The organism is Streptomyces sp. P9-A2 (genome assembly GCF_036634175.1).
Lineage (GTDB): Bacteria > Actinomycetota > Actinomycetes > Streptomycetales > Streptomycetaceae > Streptomyces > Streptomyces pratens.
Window position 1 is genome coordinate 3,741,539 of record NZ_JAZIFX010000001.1, and the last position, 15,048, is coordinate 3,756,586.

Genomic DNA, 15,048 nt, shown 5'->3' on the forward strand with positions numbered 1-15,048 from the left:
GAGGCGCTGACCTCCGACCGCCCCTCACCCCCGCACCCCGGCCTTCTCCACGCTCGCGTCCACTCCTGTGGCGACCACCGACGCCCCCTCGACGATGACGGGGGCGGCGCCGGCGGCAAGGACGGGAGCCGGAGGCGGGGCCGGGGCGGCGAGGGTGGAGGTCTCGGACGGCAGCCGCCGCATCAGCAGCGCGTACCCGAGTCCCGCCACCGTGCCGACGACGGCGCACATGCCCCACAGCCACTCCGCCCCGTACCGGTCGATGACGAGTCCCGACATCAGCGGGGCGACGAGCGCGGCGACGGCCCACGACATGGTGTACATGCCCTGGTAGCGCCCGCGCCCGTGGGCCGGGGACAACTGGACGACGAGTCCGGTCTGGGTGGGCGCGTTGATGATCTCGGCGAGCGTCCACACGCAGACGGTGAGGGCGAAGACGCCCACCGACCCGGCGAAGGCGGTGAGGCCGAAGCCGTACCCGGCGAGCAGCGCGGAGGCCACCAGCAGGCGGCCGGGATCGCGGTGCTCGATGAACCGGGTGACCGGGATCTGCAGGACGACGATGAGGACGCCGTTGACCGCGATGGCCATGCCGTACTCGGCCGGGGTGAACCCGGCCGCCCCCATCGCGACGGGCAGTCCGACGGCCCCCTGCTGGAAGATCAGCGCGACGAGGAAGGACAGCCCGACGACGCCCATGAACCGCCCGTCGCGGAGTACGGTCCCGAGCCCGACGGAGTCCGCACGCTCCTCCCCCGCGGCCTGGACGGGCTTCGACTCGGGGAGCTTCACGAAGACGACGATCGCGCAGATCATCGTCATCACGGCCTCGAGGAGGAACCCGGCGGCGTAGCTGTGCTCGGCGATGAACCCGGCGGCCGTGGTCGAGACGGCGAACCCGAGGTTGATGGCCCAGTAGTTGAGGGAGAAGGCGCGGATGCGGTCCTCGGGCCGGACGATGTCGGCCATCATCGCCTGGACGGCGGGCCGGGAGGCGTTGGAGGCCATCCCGACGAGGAAGGCGACGACGGCGATGGCGACGGGGTCGCGCACGAAGCCGAGCAGGGCGACGGACACCGCGGTGGACGCCTGCGCGACCAGCAGCGTGGGGCGCCGTCCGAGCCGGTCGGTCATCACCCCTGCGCCCAGCGAGGACAGCACTCCGCCGAGGCCGTGCAGGGCGGCGATGAGACCGGCGTAGGTGGCGGAGTAGCCGCGGTCGAGGGTGAGGTAGAGCGCCATGAAGGTGGCGACGAAGCCGCCGAGCCGGTTGACGAGGGTGCTCGTCCACAGCCACCAGAAGGCAGATGGCAGCCCGGACACGGTCTCCCGCATCGCACGCCCGGTACGCCCGATGAACACCACGAAACCCCCGAATGTAAGCGCCTGAACCGGCAGGCACACATTACGAAGGTCGCCGGGGCGCCCACCACTCGATTAACAGATCCCGTCAACCCGCCGCCCCCGCCCTTCACCCACCGGACAGGGGCGCGGCCCGCGCGGGGCTTCGATTACGCTCGGAGCCATGGCCGACGCACCGTACAAGTTGATCCTCCTCCGCCACGGCGAGAGCGACTGGAACGCGAAGAACCTGTTCACCGGCTGGGTGGACGTCAACCTCACCGAGAAGGGCGAGAAGGAGGCAGTCCGCGGCGGTGAGCTGCTGAAGGACGCCGGCCTGCTGCCCGACGTACTGCACACGTCGCTCCAGAAGCGCGCCATCCGCACCGCCCAGCTCGCGCTGGAGTCCGCCGACCGCCTGTGGATCCCCGTGAACCGCAGCTGGCGCCTGAACGAGCGCCACTACGGCGCCCTCCAGGGCAAGGACAAGGCGCAGACCCTCGCGCAGTACGGCGAGGAGCAGTTCATGCTGTGGCGCCGCTCCTACGACACCCCGCCGCCCCCGCTGGACACCGACGACGAGTACTCCCAGTTCGACGACCCGCGCTACGCCACCCTCCCGCCGGAGCTGCGCCCGCGCACGGAGTGCCTGAAGGACGTCGTCGTCCGCATGCTCCCGTACTGGTTCGACTCGATCGTCCCCGACCTCCTGACCGGCCGCACCGTCCTGGTCGCCGCCCACGGCAACAGCCTGCGCGCCCTGGTCAAGCACCTCGACGGCGTCTCCGACGCCGACATCGCCGGCCTGAACATCCCGACGGGCATCCCCCTGTCCTACGAACTCGACGCCGACTTCAAGCCCCTCAACCCGGGCGGCACCTACCTCGACCCGGACGCCGCGGCGTCGGCCATCGAAGCGGTCAAGAACCAGGGCAAGAAGAAGTAGTCCGACGCCAGTAAGCCCCCGACCTGCGGTTTCCCGTCAGGTCGGGGGCTTCTTGGTGGGGTGGAGCCGTCTCCGGGCCGTCAATTGCCCGGCCGAGCCGTCGGACGCCGACGAGGTGCGAGCCCGGATTGCTTACGCGCCTCGCCGGCGTCCCCGCCGACTCGGCGGTGAGCGGCTCAGCGGACGGTCATCCGGTGCCAGACCTCTTCCGCCCGCTGCCGAAGGGCGGGAACGAGTTCCAGGTTGTCCCCGCGTTCGGCGCTCTGCAGGAGTTCGGTGATGACCACCAGTTCCGCGAAACGCCCGCCCTCACTGTCGAGAACGGTGGAAAGTTCCCGGCGGACGCGCTCGGCGGTCGCCGGCATCCCGACGCTGTAGGCGTGCAGCAAGGCGGCGTCGTAGCCGGCCGGGGCGGTGCCCCAGCCTTCCCAGTCCAGGATGCCGAGTTCGGGACCGGCGAGGTTGGCCCAGTGCAGGTCGCCGTGTGCGGTGGACCACGCGGGCGGCATCGTAGGGACGGGCCCGCCGAGGAAGGCGAGGTACTTCGGCATGGCGCGGTCCAGGTATGCCTGACGTACGGCCGTGCGGTCGGTGCGGACCGCCGAGAGACAGGCGAGGGTCGTGCGGAGGTCGCTCCACCAGGCTGTCGTCAGAGGGGGTGCAGCGGGGACGAGCGCGGGGGTGGGCGACACGGTTGTGCCGGCGACGTGGTCGTACAGCTCTGCCTTGTACGCGTTCTCTCCCTCCGTCCACTGCCGTGCGAGACGCAGACAAGGGCGCGGCACCTGCCGGGGCACCAGCCGTTCGGCATCCTCCGGCCCCGTCCACAGCTTGCCGCTTGCCTTGTCCACCGGGCTGTGGACAACACGCAGCCATCCTTGCCCGTAAGGCCCGGTGACGGGTCGGCCCAGTGTGCGTCCCCTCCACCCCCACACCTCCTGCGCCCCTCCACCGGACGGCCGAGCGTCAGGGACAGTCCTGAGGAAGCCGCACGCCACGGTATGGGCCCTCCGCATGCGCGCGGCGACCTCGGGGTCGTCAGGTTCCGAGGACATCGATGACCTTTCTCAGGTGATCGGGCGGCAAGGGCTCGCAGGCCGCAGCGCCCAGAGCGTCAGCCCAGTGTGCCGGTGTGCTCGCCGACAACAGGACACGCGACACCCCGGGAGCCGACAGAGCAACCAAGAGCGCGGCCTGCGCCGGGGAGGCAGCGGAATCGATGATGCGCACCAGCTCATCCGTCATCGCGCCGAGCAGTTCACCGCCTCCGAGTGGGGCCGATGCGAAGACGTCGAGTCCCGCTTCCCGGGCTTCTGCCAGTGCTCCGCGCCCGTCGAGTGCGTCCGCCACCACGGCGAGTTGAATGAGTGAGACCGGGAACTGCACGGCTCGGAAGTGGTGGTGTGGCCCGCCCACGGTTTCCGCAAGTGCCGTGAGTTCAGGAACGGTGAACATGCCTCCCGACAGGCCCGCCCAGGTGGCGACGCCGTAGCCGCCGATCTTGTCGGCGTCCGCCGCACTCTCCAGTTCCTCGAATGCCTCAGTCAGCGTCCGTGACAGATCAGCCCGGCCTGTCCGGCCGTGTTCCGGATTGTGGACGAAAACCAGGTCCGGGACGCGGCCGAGGCGGGCGCGACTGCGGGCGAGCTGCCAAGCGATGTAGGGACGTGCCAGGCAGTGGCCTTGCTCCCGGTCGTACGGCGGCACGCCGGCATCCCGAGCAGCCTGCCGGTCGGAGTCGGGCACGAAGCCGACCTTGGTCGAGACACCTACCTGGGGACAAGCGTCGAGTACCGGACGCAGAGATGCCTCGGCCGTACCGGACGCGTAGTTCGGCGCCGTGTCGATCCATGTCACCCCGGCGTCCACAGCCGCGGCCACCGACTGCGACACGTCACGGCACCGGTACGTCCCGGCCGCGAACTGAGCGCTCATCCTGCCCGCCCCACGGCCGCGACCTCGCCGTCCACCAGTTCGCTCACGAGTTGCGCCACCTGCCCTACGCGAAGTCCGGCAGCTTGGGCGAGTGTGTCCAGGCGGTGATGGCCTCCGTCCATGAGGAGGGACAGCAGGGGCGCGGCCTGCGGGGAGAAGGTCCACTCCTCTCCCCCTGCTGCCAGTACCGCGTGACCCTCCGTGTCGCTGTGCAGCCGGGCGCGGGCGGTTACGAGGTGTACGGCGAGAGCGGGGTCGGGCGGTACGCCCTCGACGTACGGCAGTGAGGGCACGAGGCGGGCCCGGTCGGTGGCGTCCCGCACGGTGAGGAAGCGGTCGAGCAGCGTCCCGTCCTCGAACTCCTTCATGACGAGGTCGCCCAGCGACCGCACGAAGTCCGCCTTCTCCTCCTCGGTCCCGAAGCGCGGCAGGTCGCTGCGCACGGTCGTTTCGCGGCGCAGGTCCTCGGAGAGCCACTGGAGGAGGTCGGCGCCGGTCGTCGTCTGCATGCCGCAGGTGAGGTGGAGGGAGTGGACGCCTTCGGAAGCGTCGACCGCGTGCCACCAGCCGCGTGGCAGGTACAGCATGTCTCCTGCATGCAGGACCAGTTCGACGAGCGGCTCGTTCGGCGGCGGTTCGGGTACGTCCGTGTCCCGGTGGAGCGGGGCCTGCCTCGTGGGGCCGTGGATGCGCCATCGTTTGGCGCCGTCGAGCTGGAGGACGAGCACGTCGTGGTCGTCCCAGTGGACTCCGAAGCCTTCCTCGGGGGTCCAGGAGGCGTAGGCGTTGACCTGGATGCCGGTGCGCAGGTGTCGTTCCAGCTCCTGGGCGAGGTGGCCGACGGCCGGGTGCAGCTCGTCGATCGCATCCAGGACGAGGGTGGCGCCCTCGGCAAGGTGGTGGTGCAGTTCGGCGGGCTTGAGCCGGTGCCACACGGTGCTGCGACGGGTGGTGACCGGCGCCGAGTAGGCGTGCTGGGGCATCGCCTCGCCGCCCGCCGAGAGGCGCAGGCGGGGCGGTTCGAGCCGGTGGTGGGTGAGCAGGGCGTTCAGGTCGTCCCAGCCGAGCAGGTCGCCGAAGCGGCCCGGCTCGCCGGGAAAGTGGCGGTAGGTGTGGCCGTACACCTGGGCGAGGAAGTCCTCGCCCAGGCGCGCGACCACCTCGGGTACGTCGGTGGTCATCGGTTACGGCCCTTCTCAGTCGTTGCCGTCGGAACGACCGGTGGAACCGCCGTCCGAGGGCTGCTCGGCCCGCGAACGGGCGGCGGCGATCCGGCGACGGGCGACCAGCAGACCGCGGCCCTCCTGACCACTGTTCGTGGTCACGTTCTGTTCGGGCATGACTGTGTCTCCTTCGGTGTGGGCGGAAGCGAGCCGGTTGTTCGCTCCCTGGTTTGTGGCGTCTCCAGCTGCCCCACCAGGCGGTGGCGGCCCGGCCGGAGGCGCCTGTACCCGACTTCGGGACTCGTGCATCCGAAGTCAGGTGGTCGGTGGTCAGGGGCAGTGATCAGGTGGCAGTGACATGCGCACGGGAGCCGCTGAGCACGTCGCATCCCGGTTCGGCAACCGCCACCGGCCGCTGTGCACCCCCGAACGAGGGATCGCTTTCGCATGCGGCGGGAGACAGGCGGGACGGCGAGAGTGAGCAACCGTCGATCTCGAACCAGACCGCCTTTCCTTCTGGGGTAGGCCGGGAGCCCCACCTCTGAGCAAGACCGGCGACCAACTGCAGTCCGCGCCCGCTCTCCTCGTCCAAGTCGGCCGGCGCCCGCTGCGGGAGAAGACCGCCTTCCGTGTCCTCGGCCTCCAGCCGCACACGGGTCCCGTCCCAGCTCACCGTGACCTGACAGCCCTCCCCGGTGTGCACCACGGCGTTCGCGATCACCTCGCCGGCCAGCAGCTCCAGCGTCTCGACCGTGTCCTCCGCGAGCGGCAAGTCCCAGTCACGGACGATCGCGACAACCCTGCGACGAGCGGAAGACACGGAGCCGACGTCGGACGGGACACGGAAGGACGAGGACTTCGGGGCGGGTGTTCGGAACGTCATGGAGGGCGAACCTTCCTGGCTGTGTGCGTCGGAGTTCCACACAACCGCCCACAGCCACCAACGCCCAGAGCACAATGGACGCACCAATGCGGCATCCGTGCGTCACACCCACGCCTCACCTGGGGAATCACGCAGCCGCACGTCCCTGGCAGGGCAGGCGAAACGGGGAGACAGCGTCATGGCGCACCACCGCAACGGCCTCGCAGCGCGCCGCCGAACCGTGGGCCTCACCCAAGAGGCTCTCGCCGAGCACATGCAGGTGGACCGCTCCACCATCGCCCGCTGGGAATCAGGCCGCACCGCCCCGCAGCCCTGGATGCGTCCACGGCTGGCCCGCCTTCTGCGCGTCAATGCCGAGGGCCTCAATGACCTACTGACCGCACGGCTACCAAGTGGCACGCAGGATCAACAGGACGCCCTCGATTACGCGCTGCTTCACCCGGACCGCATCGATCTGCCCGCCGTCGCCACCCTTCGCACGCGCTTCGACGACTGCGCCGCTCGCTACGACCGTGTGCCTTCGGCCGGCCTCATCGCAGAAGCAGCGGCGCAGCTCAACCGCATCGACCAGCTTGCCGCCGGCTCCGCCCGCGGACGCGTTCAAAGGGAACTCCACGCCCTGCACGCCGATGCGTGCACTCTCATGGGGCAGTTGGTCTGGGACGCCTCCCAGCGCCGCGACCACACCACCGCGAAGACGTACTACGAGCAGAGTGCCGACCTCGCTCGGCACCTACGGGACACCACTCTCGAAGCCCACGCCTTACTGCGCACCTGCTACGTCGCGCTGTACGGCGCCCGCGACGCGCAGGCCGGGCTCGCGCTCGCGGAGCAAGCAGCCGAAACCGCCGAGCGCACGAGTCCCGCCCTGGCCGGGTTGGCGCTCCTGCACGTCGCCGAGGCACACGCCATACTGCGGTCGGCCTCGGACTGCGAACGTGCTCTCTCCGGCGCAGAACGCCAACTCGCCCACGTGGACGGCAGCGACGCCGCCGCCGACCTGGTGTCACCCACCCAGTTCGGGCGCCTCGCAGGATCCTGCTACCTCTCCCTCGGAGACCACCGACGGGCCGAAACCCTGCTGGCCGGCACGGCGGAGAAGCTACGGGACAGACGAAAGTCACGCGCGATCGTGCTGGGGAACCTTACGCTCGCCCGTATCCGTCAACACGATGTCGAGGCGGGGGTGGCCAGCCTCACCGAAGCCATCGCCGAGCTGGAGACCACACGCGGAGGCGGAGGCATGAACATCGTCTTCGGAGCCGCCCGCGAACTGCGCCCCTGGCGACAGGAGCCCCTCGTCGCAGAGGTCCACGACAGACTGCTCGGCTTGATGACGGCAGCGTAGAAGAGAGAAGGAGACACCGGTGGCAGCCAACTTCCTGGACCACGCCAAGCAGGCGGTACGCACGCAGGTCTGGGACGCCCTGACCGCCGCGGACGCCGCCCACGACCTCTCCGTCCACGGCCGCATCCCCCACTTCAAGGGCGCCGAGGAAGCCGCGGCCCGACTCGTGGGGCTCCCGGCCTGGCAGCGCGCGAGCGTCGTCAAAGCCGTACCGGACAAGGCCCAACTCCCGGTCCGCGCAAGGGCCCTGGAGGAGGGAAAAACCGTCTACATGGCGGTCCCGAAGCTGGCCACCCTCAAGCCCTTCTACCTCCTCGACCCGGCCACCCTCACCGTCCCACCCACCGAGGCCGCAGCCAGCCGCACCGCTGCCGCCATCGCCCCCACCGTCGAGGTGGACGCCCTCCGTCCACTGGACCTGATCGTTCTCGGCAGCGTCGCCGTCAACCGCGACGGCGCCCGTATCGGCAAGGGCGCCGGCTACTCCGACATCGAGTTCGCCCTGCTCACCGAGGCCGGCCTGGTGACGCCGGAGACCCTCGTCGTCACCACCGTCCACGCACTCCAGGTGACCGAGACCCCGATCCCCACCACGGAGCATGACGTCGGCGTCGACCTGATCGTGACTCCCGACGAGACCATCACCTGCCCGAACCCCCACCGCCCGTCAGGAGTCGACTGGTCGGCCCTCACGGCGGAGAAGATCGCCCAGATCCCGGCGCTCATGGCTCGACAGGGCACCTGACGACCGAAGCGGGAAGTATCCGCTCCCCACAAGCCCCACACCACAGACTGAGTTACAACCTTCTCTACTGGTTCAAGGCGGCTCGCTCCGCTCCCCGCGCGCGGCCCGGCCCCCGGCCGGGCCTGCGCTCCTGCCTCCGCCCCGCTCCAGCCCGGCCGGCGCCCGAGCCGCGCGCACAGCAATCAACCGCCGACACCAGAGCAGAGGCCCGCCCGTACTGGGGTGGAGCACACTCCGGAGCCTGCCTCAACCCCCGCTGCAGCGGCTAGAATTCTCGCCTTGCTACGCGATGACAACCCGCCTTGTGTACGACAACCGACTCTACGGGGGAACTGATGGAAGAGCGGAACATCCCACTTTCGGAAGCTACGAAGATCATCTCGAGGCAAGAGTCGCATTTCTGGGACTTTAAAAGCGCCGAGTCTGACGGTAAGAAGATTCAAGAGATTGCGACGGCGCTCGCAAATGCCGAGGGTGGAGAATTCATCGTCGGCATCGAGGACGAAAAGCGAGTGTCCGGAATCTACCGCTGGCAAGGTTTCAAAAATATCGAAGCCACAAATTTCATTCATCAGAACTTGGTTAATGAGACACAGCCGCCGATCCCGTACGACATGGAATACCTTTGGGTTAAGGGGGCGTCAGAGCGTGGAGTGTGCTGCCTTGTCACAGTGCAGAAGAGTGCAGACGTCCACAAAACCTCTAGGGGAGAGGTACATCAGAGGCGAGGAGCCCAAACCCTCAAGCTGACCGGTCATCGGATTGCAGACCTTGCGCTTTCCAAAGGGGCGAGGTCATACGAAGACCAACTCCTTGAGGACTATGAGCTGGACGAAATCAAGGAAGAGGATGAGCTAGCCTACTTCCTTTCAAACTATAGCCCCGCGACCTCGGCGGACAAATTCTTGACTCGCCAAAGGCTCGTATCGAAGAAAGATCGTAAGGCTACAGTATCCGCCGCAATTCTCTACTCCGAGGAACCAGCAGCCGTTGTGCCCAAGCGGTGCTCGGTGAAGATCGCTCGATATGAGAGTAATGAAGGACCAGATCGCAAGTTCCTCAAGGGTACGCCACTAACCATCGATGGACCTGCGCGAGCCCTGATCGAACGCACGCTCGATGCAGTGGCGGAGATCATCGAGGCTGTCCCAATTTTGGGGACCGACGGCCAGATGTCGCCAGTGAAGTATCCGCCAGAAGCCCTCAAGGAAATTATCGTCAACGCCGTCATCCATAGGGATTATAACGTTTCCGACGACATCTTGATCTCAATCTTCGACAACAGAGTCGAGGTGAGGAGTCCTGGCCGACTCCCCGGTCACATGACGACCGAGAATATTTTGACCGATCGATTCGCTCGCAACCCTAGTATTGTCCGAATGTTGAACAAGTACCCCGACCCGCCGAATAAAGACATCGGCGAGGGGCTCGATACCGTAATGAGCGCAATGAAAGCGGCAAAACTGAAGGAACCTCAGTTTGTCGTTGAGGACAACGCTTTCGTTGTTATTCTCGCACACACGCCGCTTGCGCGACCCGAAGAGCTAATTCTTGAGTACCTGCGCAATAATGCCGAGATTTCCAACAAGGTTGCGCGATCACTCACCGGGATCGCCTCTGAAAACCGCGTAAAGCAAGTATTTTACAAACTGAAGAAAGCGGGCATGATCGAGCCTGTTCCTGACAGGATTCGATCGCAGTATGCCTGGCGATTGACAGAAAAGGGGAAGCGTGGAAAGTAGCCTTTGATGTGATGAGAGCACCATCCGCGGACCCCGCCCTTCGCAGGCTGGCGCTTTCGTCCCGGCCATCGCAGCTTGCTCTGGTCGACGGCCATGGCAGCGTGGCTGAGGCCGGTGGGGGTGCGGCGAAGCACACGCGCGCCCCGTCGATCGGCCGACCCGCCATCGTGGCTGACTGTCGTCGGCTGAGGCTCAAGCGGGGCGCATCGAAGGTGCCGGCCGTCAGCCAAGCGCACGAATCCACCGCCTCTGACCAGCAAAAACCCAGCTCACCAAGATCCCCGGCAAGACTCAGGGCAAGAAGAAGTAGCCCGACGCCAGTAAACCCCCGGCCTGCGGTTTTCTGACAGGTCTGGGGCTTCTTGCTGGGGTAGCGCCGCCCCTGAGCCGCCAGTTGCCCGGCCGAGCCCACCCGGGTGTGCCAGAGGAGTGCCGGGTCCAGCAGAGAATCCTGGGGAGGGGACACCGGGTCCAGGCCGCGCGAGAGCACCCTGGAGGGGGTGGGCATCACCGGATGTCAGTGCCGCTTGGCACGATTGCGATCATGAGCCACAACATCGCGTACTCCACCGCGGACAAGGCCGACGTCCTGGCCTACCTCGGCGGCAACGGCAACCTGACCGCAGACCGACGACGCCGCCTCATCGGAATACGCAAGGACGCCCGGGCCCACCAGGACGACCTCGATCACCAGCGCGTCGACTGGGGCTTGTCCATCCCCGACGCCCTCGATGACCTCATCGCCGGGCGCACCGACTCGGACGCGGAGCACGCGGGCAACGCCTACAACTCCGCTTTGCAGCACATCATCGACCACAACGCATCCGACCCGGCCGACCTGGGCACCTACTCGAAGCCCTCGACGTTCTTCGGCCTGGTCGACGACGAGATGCGACGCCTCGGCGTGCCCGCCGACCTCCTGCCCCACGGCTACCTCTACGGCGGGCCGCCCGACGACTTCCCGTTCGTACCGCACTCGATGGACGGCTACCCCGCCATCGGCCATCTGCCGCTTGCCAAGACCAAGCCCGCCGCCGACGCCTATCGCGCCGTCCTGGACCGGATGGCCCCCGACTTCAGGTACGACGTCCAAGAGCTGATCGAAAAGCTTGAGTGCGAGCACAACGAGTGGGAGTACGCCACGAAGAATATCGGCTGGTACACCCAGGACACGCTCTTCTTCAAGCTCACCTGATCATCCTGCGGGGCTGCCGGCGGCCGTTTCGCGTCACGCTCCGCGCGGGGTGCTGTCCATCTCGTGACCATCGAGCCCGGCCGGGACCGGGGCCTCCCGTCGAGGCGGACACCTACCGCCCGAAACCCGCGGACAAAGCCGCACAGGCCAAGCCCGGAGACGGCGGCTCAGCCAGACATACGCGGCCAGGGCCAACGAGCCGCGTGCCATGAAGTCGGCCCACAGGGGAAGGGCCTGGGCGACACTGCCGGCCCCCAGGACTCCCCACAGCAGAACGATCGTCAGGACACCCGCCACCGCCAGGACGCCCACATAGCAGACGCCGGCAGTGCGGTTCCGGCCGAGCCAGGTACCCAGCAGCCCCGAGGGGATCTGCACCACCACGTGAAAACTCACACCGCTGAACATGACCACAAGGAAGATCACGAACGGCGGCACGTCCGCAGAAAGATCATGGTCCGGGACTGCCCCGTAAGCGTCCAGAGCCCAGGCCGGCGGCACAAGGAAGGTGAGCAGGAGCAGCACTCCGCTCAGATGCATGGCGGCGAGGTGTGCTGCCGCGCTGCGGAGCACAGTCCTCGTACGACTGCTTGCAGACGTCGTCTCGCGATTGCTTGTCCTCACGGTCCCCTCGGCCCCTCGCGTATCACGCCTCATCGCGGCAACCGCGGCACGGTAGGCCCCACCGTTCCTGCCACCCCCAGCATCTCAGTTCCCTTCTCGGCCAGTCTCGTTCACGGCCGTTCAGAGGGGGCCACTACGCCGCCGCACTGCCGTGATCGCTGCCGGCCGGCATCCGCAGCGTGTGATCACCGAAGTCCGCAACCAGGTCCAGCCGGCCGCCGAGCGCTTCCACGTAGCGGGCGATGACGTCCAGCGTGGCCCCCTCGCCGTGCTCGATCTGGGAGACCCTGGCGATGCTGACTCCCATCCGGGCCGCCACTTCCCGCTGGGCGAGACCGGACTGCTTGCGCGCCTCGGCGAGCTGATGGCCGCGCGCTTCGGCGAGGATCCGACGAGACCCTGCCTCCACCTCGGCCGGCTCCACGCCCGCCGCGTACAGCTCCCGCTCCAGAACCTCTCAGTCCTGCGCAGCCTTCTTGGGCATGGCTACTCCTCATCCTCGTCGCTGGTGTACTCGTGGTGGAGCTGCTCGGCCAGAGGGATGTGGTCGCGATACCAGCGCTCCCAGTTTCCGGCCTTGTCACCGCCGAGAAGCAGCAAGGCCGCGCGAGTCGGATCGAAGTGGAAGCCGACGAAGCCGAAGCCGAGGGGCCCCGGCCTCGACGGCGGACTGTCGCACGAGGACCTGCGATTCACCCACCACTGGGCCTGAACCGACGTCATCACCAGCGCGACCGAGTGACTCGACGCCCTCCCGAACCCCGGTCGACCAGCAGATCCATCTGCCCCGACGAGCCTGACCCACCCACCGGAAGCAGGGAACCCGGCGCCCGCCCAAGGCGACCATCGGGCCGGCGGCCTGCCCACACGCCCCAACGGACGAAAGAGCCCGCCAGCGAACTGACGGGCTCCCGCGAAAGACCGAGGCTAACCTGCCATCAGGTCAGATCGTCGGCGTCTCGTCGACGACCTCTTTGTGCGGTTCGACAATGAACTTCCAGCCATCGCTGGGCTCCATGAATCGCACTCGGGTCGGGTAGATGTCCAGGGCGCGGCGGTCGCGGTTCTGGCCGCTCGCGTTCTTCCGCCCCCGGGCCGGCTCCTCGAACAGGTCGACCTTGACGTCTGGCACCGTGACGACTTCCTCGCTCCAGCGCTGAACGATCCCCGCACCGAAGGCGTCCCGGGCGGCGGAGTAGAGCGACTCCAGGGATTCCTTGTTCCCGTTGGGCACGAAGAGGGCGAGATTCAGGAGGACGCCGGCGTTCTGAAGAACCTCGATTTCTTCCCCCGCCTTGTCGGCAACCCAGATCCCGGGCTCTTCGACATTGTCCGGGAGGACGCGGACTTCCTGACCGAATATCGTCCTCGCGGTGAAGGACCCTCCCTCAAAACTCTTACCCGGCTCCGTAAGGGAAGCCGGAGCATAGCAGTCGAGAGGAAGGCCATCCATCTCTGCCGAGACGAAGATTCCATCCTGGAGACTCAGCTCCGAAACCTCTTCGGCCGTAAGACGTCGAGCCGTGACCTTCTCGGTGTTCACGCCATTCCCCTTTTTTCGCGGCGTCCTGTGAATTCATTGAAACTCTACCACGAAAACGATCACTCAACCCCCGTCCAATTCCCCTGGAGGAACAGTAGAAGAGTCCCCCCATCCCATCGGCGAAGCACGGCAAGCGTAGGGAAATGATGCGAGATTCGAGAGGTTACCCACCCGCTCCAACGGCACTCTCGGCAACCAAGTCAACCGTCAAGTGAAACAATGAGCAAACCCGGCGGAATGGGAAAAAGCAGACAGACGGCGCCTTGCTGCTCGGCATTGCGCTGCGCTTGTGCGTTCCCATCGCCATCTCCTTCAGGGCGTCCTTGCCGACCGCCGGTTCGAAGGAGACGGGAACAGGTTCCCGTGTCGGCTCCGGTTCTCCCCCTGGCGTGGAACGCGTAGTGCGGGAACAGGTTTGCCGGGACGGGAGACACCGAAGCCCTTTGCGGGGTTCCGCGCTCCCGCTTCGACAAGGAGCCGCCGGGCAGGGCGAGCGGGGCAGCGTGCCACCGCCGCACACCACTTCACCCAGACGGCGTCGGTGTGCGTTTCCACCGCCTTGACCAGCAGATCCCAGGGCACGCTGTCGAAGAACTCGGTGATGTCGAACTCGACCACCCAGTCTCTTTTCCGACAACGATCCCGGCGCTTCCCATCGCGTCCAAAGTGGACCGTCCGGGCCGGCATCCAAAGCTGTCCGAACGGGAAAGGAACTCCATCTTTCGCATCAGATACCGGGGCACTACAGTCCGTGCCGCCCGATCCGAGACAGCGGGAGTTCCGAGCACTCTCGCGCCTTCGCCGTGCGACTCAGAAATCACCACCGCGCGCACCGGGGGCGGAAAGTACGGGCCCTACGGCATCCGGTTCCAGACCCTGCAGAGATTACCCTTCACTCCCTTCTCGAAGTCGATGGCGCTCTGCCCGTCCCCACCCGATACGCCTTTATTCACCCTGCCTTCCTCCCACGCCCCCTTGACTTCCCACTTCGAGCTCGTAATACGATCATGAGCGGGCCTTCTTGAGGCGTCGGTAGCAGATAAGACTGCAGGCGAGGGAGATGAAGGCGTCGTGGAGTTCGGTGCGGCGTTCCCAGCGGACCACGAGTCGTTTGAAGTGGTGGAGCAGGGCGAAGGTCTGCTCCACGACGTAGCGGAGCCTGCCCAAACCCTTGATGTTCGGGCGGCCTTTATGGGAGATGACGGGCAGGATCCGGCGCTTGCGGAGCTCTTCACGGTTCGGGTGGGAGTCGTAGCCCTTGTCGCCGAGCAGGGCTTCGAGGCGTCGGCGGGGCCGGCCAGGGCGGCAGCAACGGCTCGATCAGCGCCCACAACTCATCGTCCACGATCCACGGTCGAGTACCCACACCATCACGAACGGCCGAATCGGCACACCGGTCACGCTCAACCAGCACACTTCAGCAAGATCGTGTTACGAGCTCTCAGGCCGAGGAGGGCGTCAATGATCACGCCTGAGGGAGCTTGGCTCGGCATGGAGACTCCGCCGATCCTGCCGGACGCACCCCACCGTCCACCTATCGAACAAATCATCTGATGATCGGACCCCGGGCGAGCCTTACCGTT

At 67.0% G+C, this 15,048-nt stretch carries 15 protein-coding genes and 1 pseudogene; 5 read left to right on the forward strand and 11 right to left on the reverse strand.

The annotated features are described in order from the left end of the window. Window positions 1-24: 24 nt before the first annotated feature. A complete protein-coding gene (locus V4Y04_RS16920) occupies window positions 25-1,335 on the reverse strand; it encodes an MDR family MFS transporter (protein ID WP_332432878.1) in 1,311 nt (436 codons plus the stop codon). A 190-nt stretch (window positions 1,336-1,525) separates the two neighbouring features. Between V4Y04_RS16920 and V4Y04_RS16925 the strand changes: the two genes are divergently transcribed. Next, window positions 1,526-2,287, forward strand: coding sequence for a phosphoglyceromutase (locus tag V4Y04_RS16925; protein ID WP_332428933.1), 762 nt, complete (start codon window positions 1,526-1,528; stop codon window positions 2,285-2,287). Between the two features lie 176 nt (window positions 2,288-2,463). Here V4Y04_RS16925 and V4Y04_RS16930 read toward each other — a convergent pair whose 3' ends face one another. The 5 genes from V4Y04_RS16930 to V4Y04_RS16950 form a co-directional block, all read right to left on the reverse strand. After that, window positions 2,464-3,138, reverse strand: a complete 675-nt coding sequence (locus V4Y04_RS16930) for a phosphotransferase (protein WP_332428934.1) — start codon at window positions 3,136-3,138, stop codon at window positions 2,464-2,466. A 187-nt stretch (window positions 3,139-3,325) separates the two neighbouring features. Beyond that, window positions 3,326-4,168 (reverse strand): aldo/keto reductase, encoded by an 843-nt coding sequence (locus V4Y04_RS16935; RefSeq protein ID WP_332428935.1) that lies wholly within the window; start codon window positions 4,166-4,168, stop codon window positions 3,326-3,328. A 50-nt stretch (window positions 4,169-4,218) separates the two neighbouring features. After that, window positions 4,219-5,403: a cupin domain-containing protein gene (locus tag V4Y04_RS16940; protein WP_332428936.1), complete on the reverse strand. Its 1,185-nt coding sequence runs from the start codon at window positions 5,401-5,403 to the stop codon at window positions 4,219-4,221. Between the two features lie 15 nt (window positions 5,404-5,418). Continuing rightward, entirely contained in the window at window positions 5,419-5,562 is a 144-nt protein-coding gene (locus V4Y04_RS16945) for a hypothetical protein (RefSeq protein ID WP_332428937.1), read from the reverse strand. Window positions 5,563-5,728: 166 nt separating this feature from the next. After that, window positions 5,729-6,268, reverse strand: coding sequence for an ATP-binding protein (locus V4Y04_RS16950; RefSeq protein WP_332428939.1), 540 nt, complete (start codon window positions 6,266-6,268; stop codon window positions 5,729-5,731). 178 nt (window positions 6,269-6,446) lie between these two features. Here V4Y04_RS16950 and V4Y04_RS16955 point away from each other — a divergent pair, with 178 nt between their 5' ends. The 4 genes from V4Y04_RS16955 (at window position 6,447) to V4Y04_RS16970 (ending at window position 11,298) form a co-directional block, all read left to right on the forward strand. Continuing rightward, the gene (locus tag V4Y04_RS16955) at window positions 6,447-7,616 is read left to right on the forward strand and encodes a helix-turn-helix domain-containing protein (RefSeq protein ID WP_332428941.1); all 1,170 of its coding nucleotides are present in this window, start codon (window positions 6,447-6,449) and stop codon (window positions 7,614-7,616) included. Window positions 7,617-7,635: 19 nt separating this feature from the next. After that, window positions 7,636-8,361 (forward strand): 5-formyltetrahydrofolate cyclo-ligase, encoded by a 726-nt coding sequence (locus V4Y04_RS16960; RefSeq protein WP_332428943.1) that lies wholly within the window; start codon window positions 7,636-7,638, stop codon window positions 8,359-8,361. A 335-nt stretch (window positions 8,362-8,696) separates the two neighbouring features. Further along, a complete protein-coding gene (locus V4Y04_RS16965) occupies window positions 8,697-10,103 on the forward strand; it encodes an RNA-binding domain-containing protein (RefSeq protein WP_332428945.1) in 1,407 nt (468 codons plus the stop codon). A gap of 544 nt (window positions 10,104-10,647) precedes the next feature. Then, window positions 10,648-11,298 carry a DUF7691 family protein gene (locus tag V4Y04_RS16970; RefSeq protein WP_332428947.1) on the forward strand — a complete coding sequence of 217 codons (651 nt, stop codon included), beginning with the start codon at window positions 10,648-10,650 and terminating at the stop codon, window positions 11,296-11,298. A 33-nt stretch (window positions 11,299-11,331) separates the two neighbouring features. On the opposite strand, the gene V4Y04_RS16975 is transcribed toward V4Y04_RS16970, so the two are convergent. The 5 genes and pseudogenes from V4Y04_RS16975 to V4Y04_RS16995 all read right to left on the reverse strand — a co-directional run bounded on the left by V4Y04_RS16975 (window position 11,332) and on the right by V4Y04_RS16995 (window position 14,813). Further along, entirely contained in the window at window positions 11,332-11,871 is a 540-nt protein-coding gene (locus tag V4Y04_RS16975; RefSeq protein WP_332428948.1) for a hypothetical protein, read from the reverse strand. A 184-nt stretch (window positions 11,872-12,055) separates the two neighbouring features. Continuing rightward, window positions 12,056-12,331 (reverse strand): helix-turn-helix domain-containing protein, encoded by a 276-nt coding sequence (locus V4Y04_RS16980; RefSeq protein ID WP_332428949.1) that lies wholly within the window; start codon window positions 12,329-12,331, stop codon window positions 12,056-12,058. Window positions 12,332-12,408: 77 nt separating this feature from the next. Then, window positions 12,409-12,645: a hypothetical protein gene (locus V4Y04_RS16985; protein ID WP_332428950.1), complete on the reverse strand. Its 237-nt coding sequence runs from the start codon at window positions 12,643-12,645 to the stop codon at window positions 12,409-12,411. Window positions 12,646-12,865: 220 nt separating this feature from the next. Continuing rightward, the gene (locus V4Y04_RS16990) at window positions 12,866-13,465 is read right to left on the reverse strand and encodes a hypothetical protein (RefSeq protein WP_332428951.1); all 600 of its coding nucleotides are present in this window, start codon (window positions 13,463-13,465) and stop codon (window positions 12,866-12,868) included. Between the two features lie 1,005 nt (window positions 13,466-14,470). Next, window positions 14,471-14,813 (reverse strand): annotated as a pseudogene (locus V4Y04_RS16995) (transposase). Window positions 14,814-15,048: the final 235 nt, after the last annotated feature.

Bases quoted from the DNA above. Each gene is read 5' to 3' on its own strand.
- V4Y04_RS16920 (WP_332432878.1), bottom strand. From the start codon at position 1,335: ATGCGGGAGACCGTGTCCGGGCTGCCATCTGCCTTCTGGTGGCTGTGG.
- V4Y04_RS16925 (WP_332428933.1), top strand. From the start codon at position 1,526: ATGGCCGACGCACCGTACAAGTTGATCCTCCTCCGCCACGGCGAGAGC.
- V4Y04_RS16940 (WP_332428936.1), bottom strand. From the start codon at position 5,403: ATGACCACCGACGTACCCGAGGTGGTCGCGCGCCTGGGCGAGGACTTC.
- V4Y04_RS16945 (WP_332428937.1), bottom strand. From the start codon at position 5,562: ATGCCCGAACAGAACGTGACCACGAACAGTGGTCAGGAGGGCCGCGGT.
- V4Y04_RS16950 (WP_332428939.1), bottom strand. From the start codon at position 6,268: ATGACGTTCCGAACACCCGCCCCGAAGTCCTCGTCCTTCCGTGTCCCG.
- V4Y04_RS16955 (WP_332428941.1), top strand. From the start codon at position 6,447: ATGGCGCACCACCGCAACGGCCTCGCAGCGCGCCGCCGAACCGTGGGC.
- V4Y04_RS16965 (WP_332428945.1), top strand. From the start codon at position 8,697: ATGGAAGAGCGGAACATCCCACTTTCGGAAGCTACGAAGATCATCTCG.
- V4Y04_RS16970 (WP_332428947.1), top strand. From the start codon at position 10,648: ATGAGCCACAACATCGCGTACTCCACCGCGGACAAGGCCGACGTCCTG.
- V4Y04_RS16985 (WP_332428950.1), bottom strand. From the start codon at position 12,645: ATGACGTCGGTTCAGGCCCAGTGGTGGGTGAATCGCAGGTCCTCGTGC.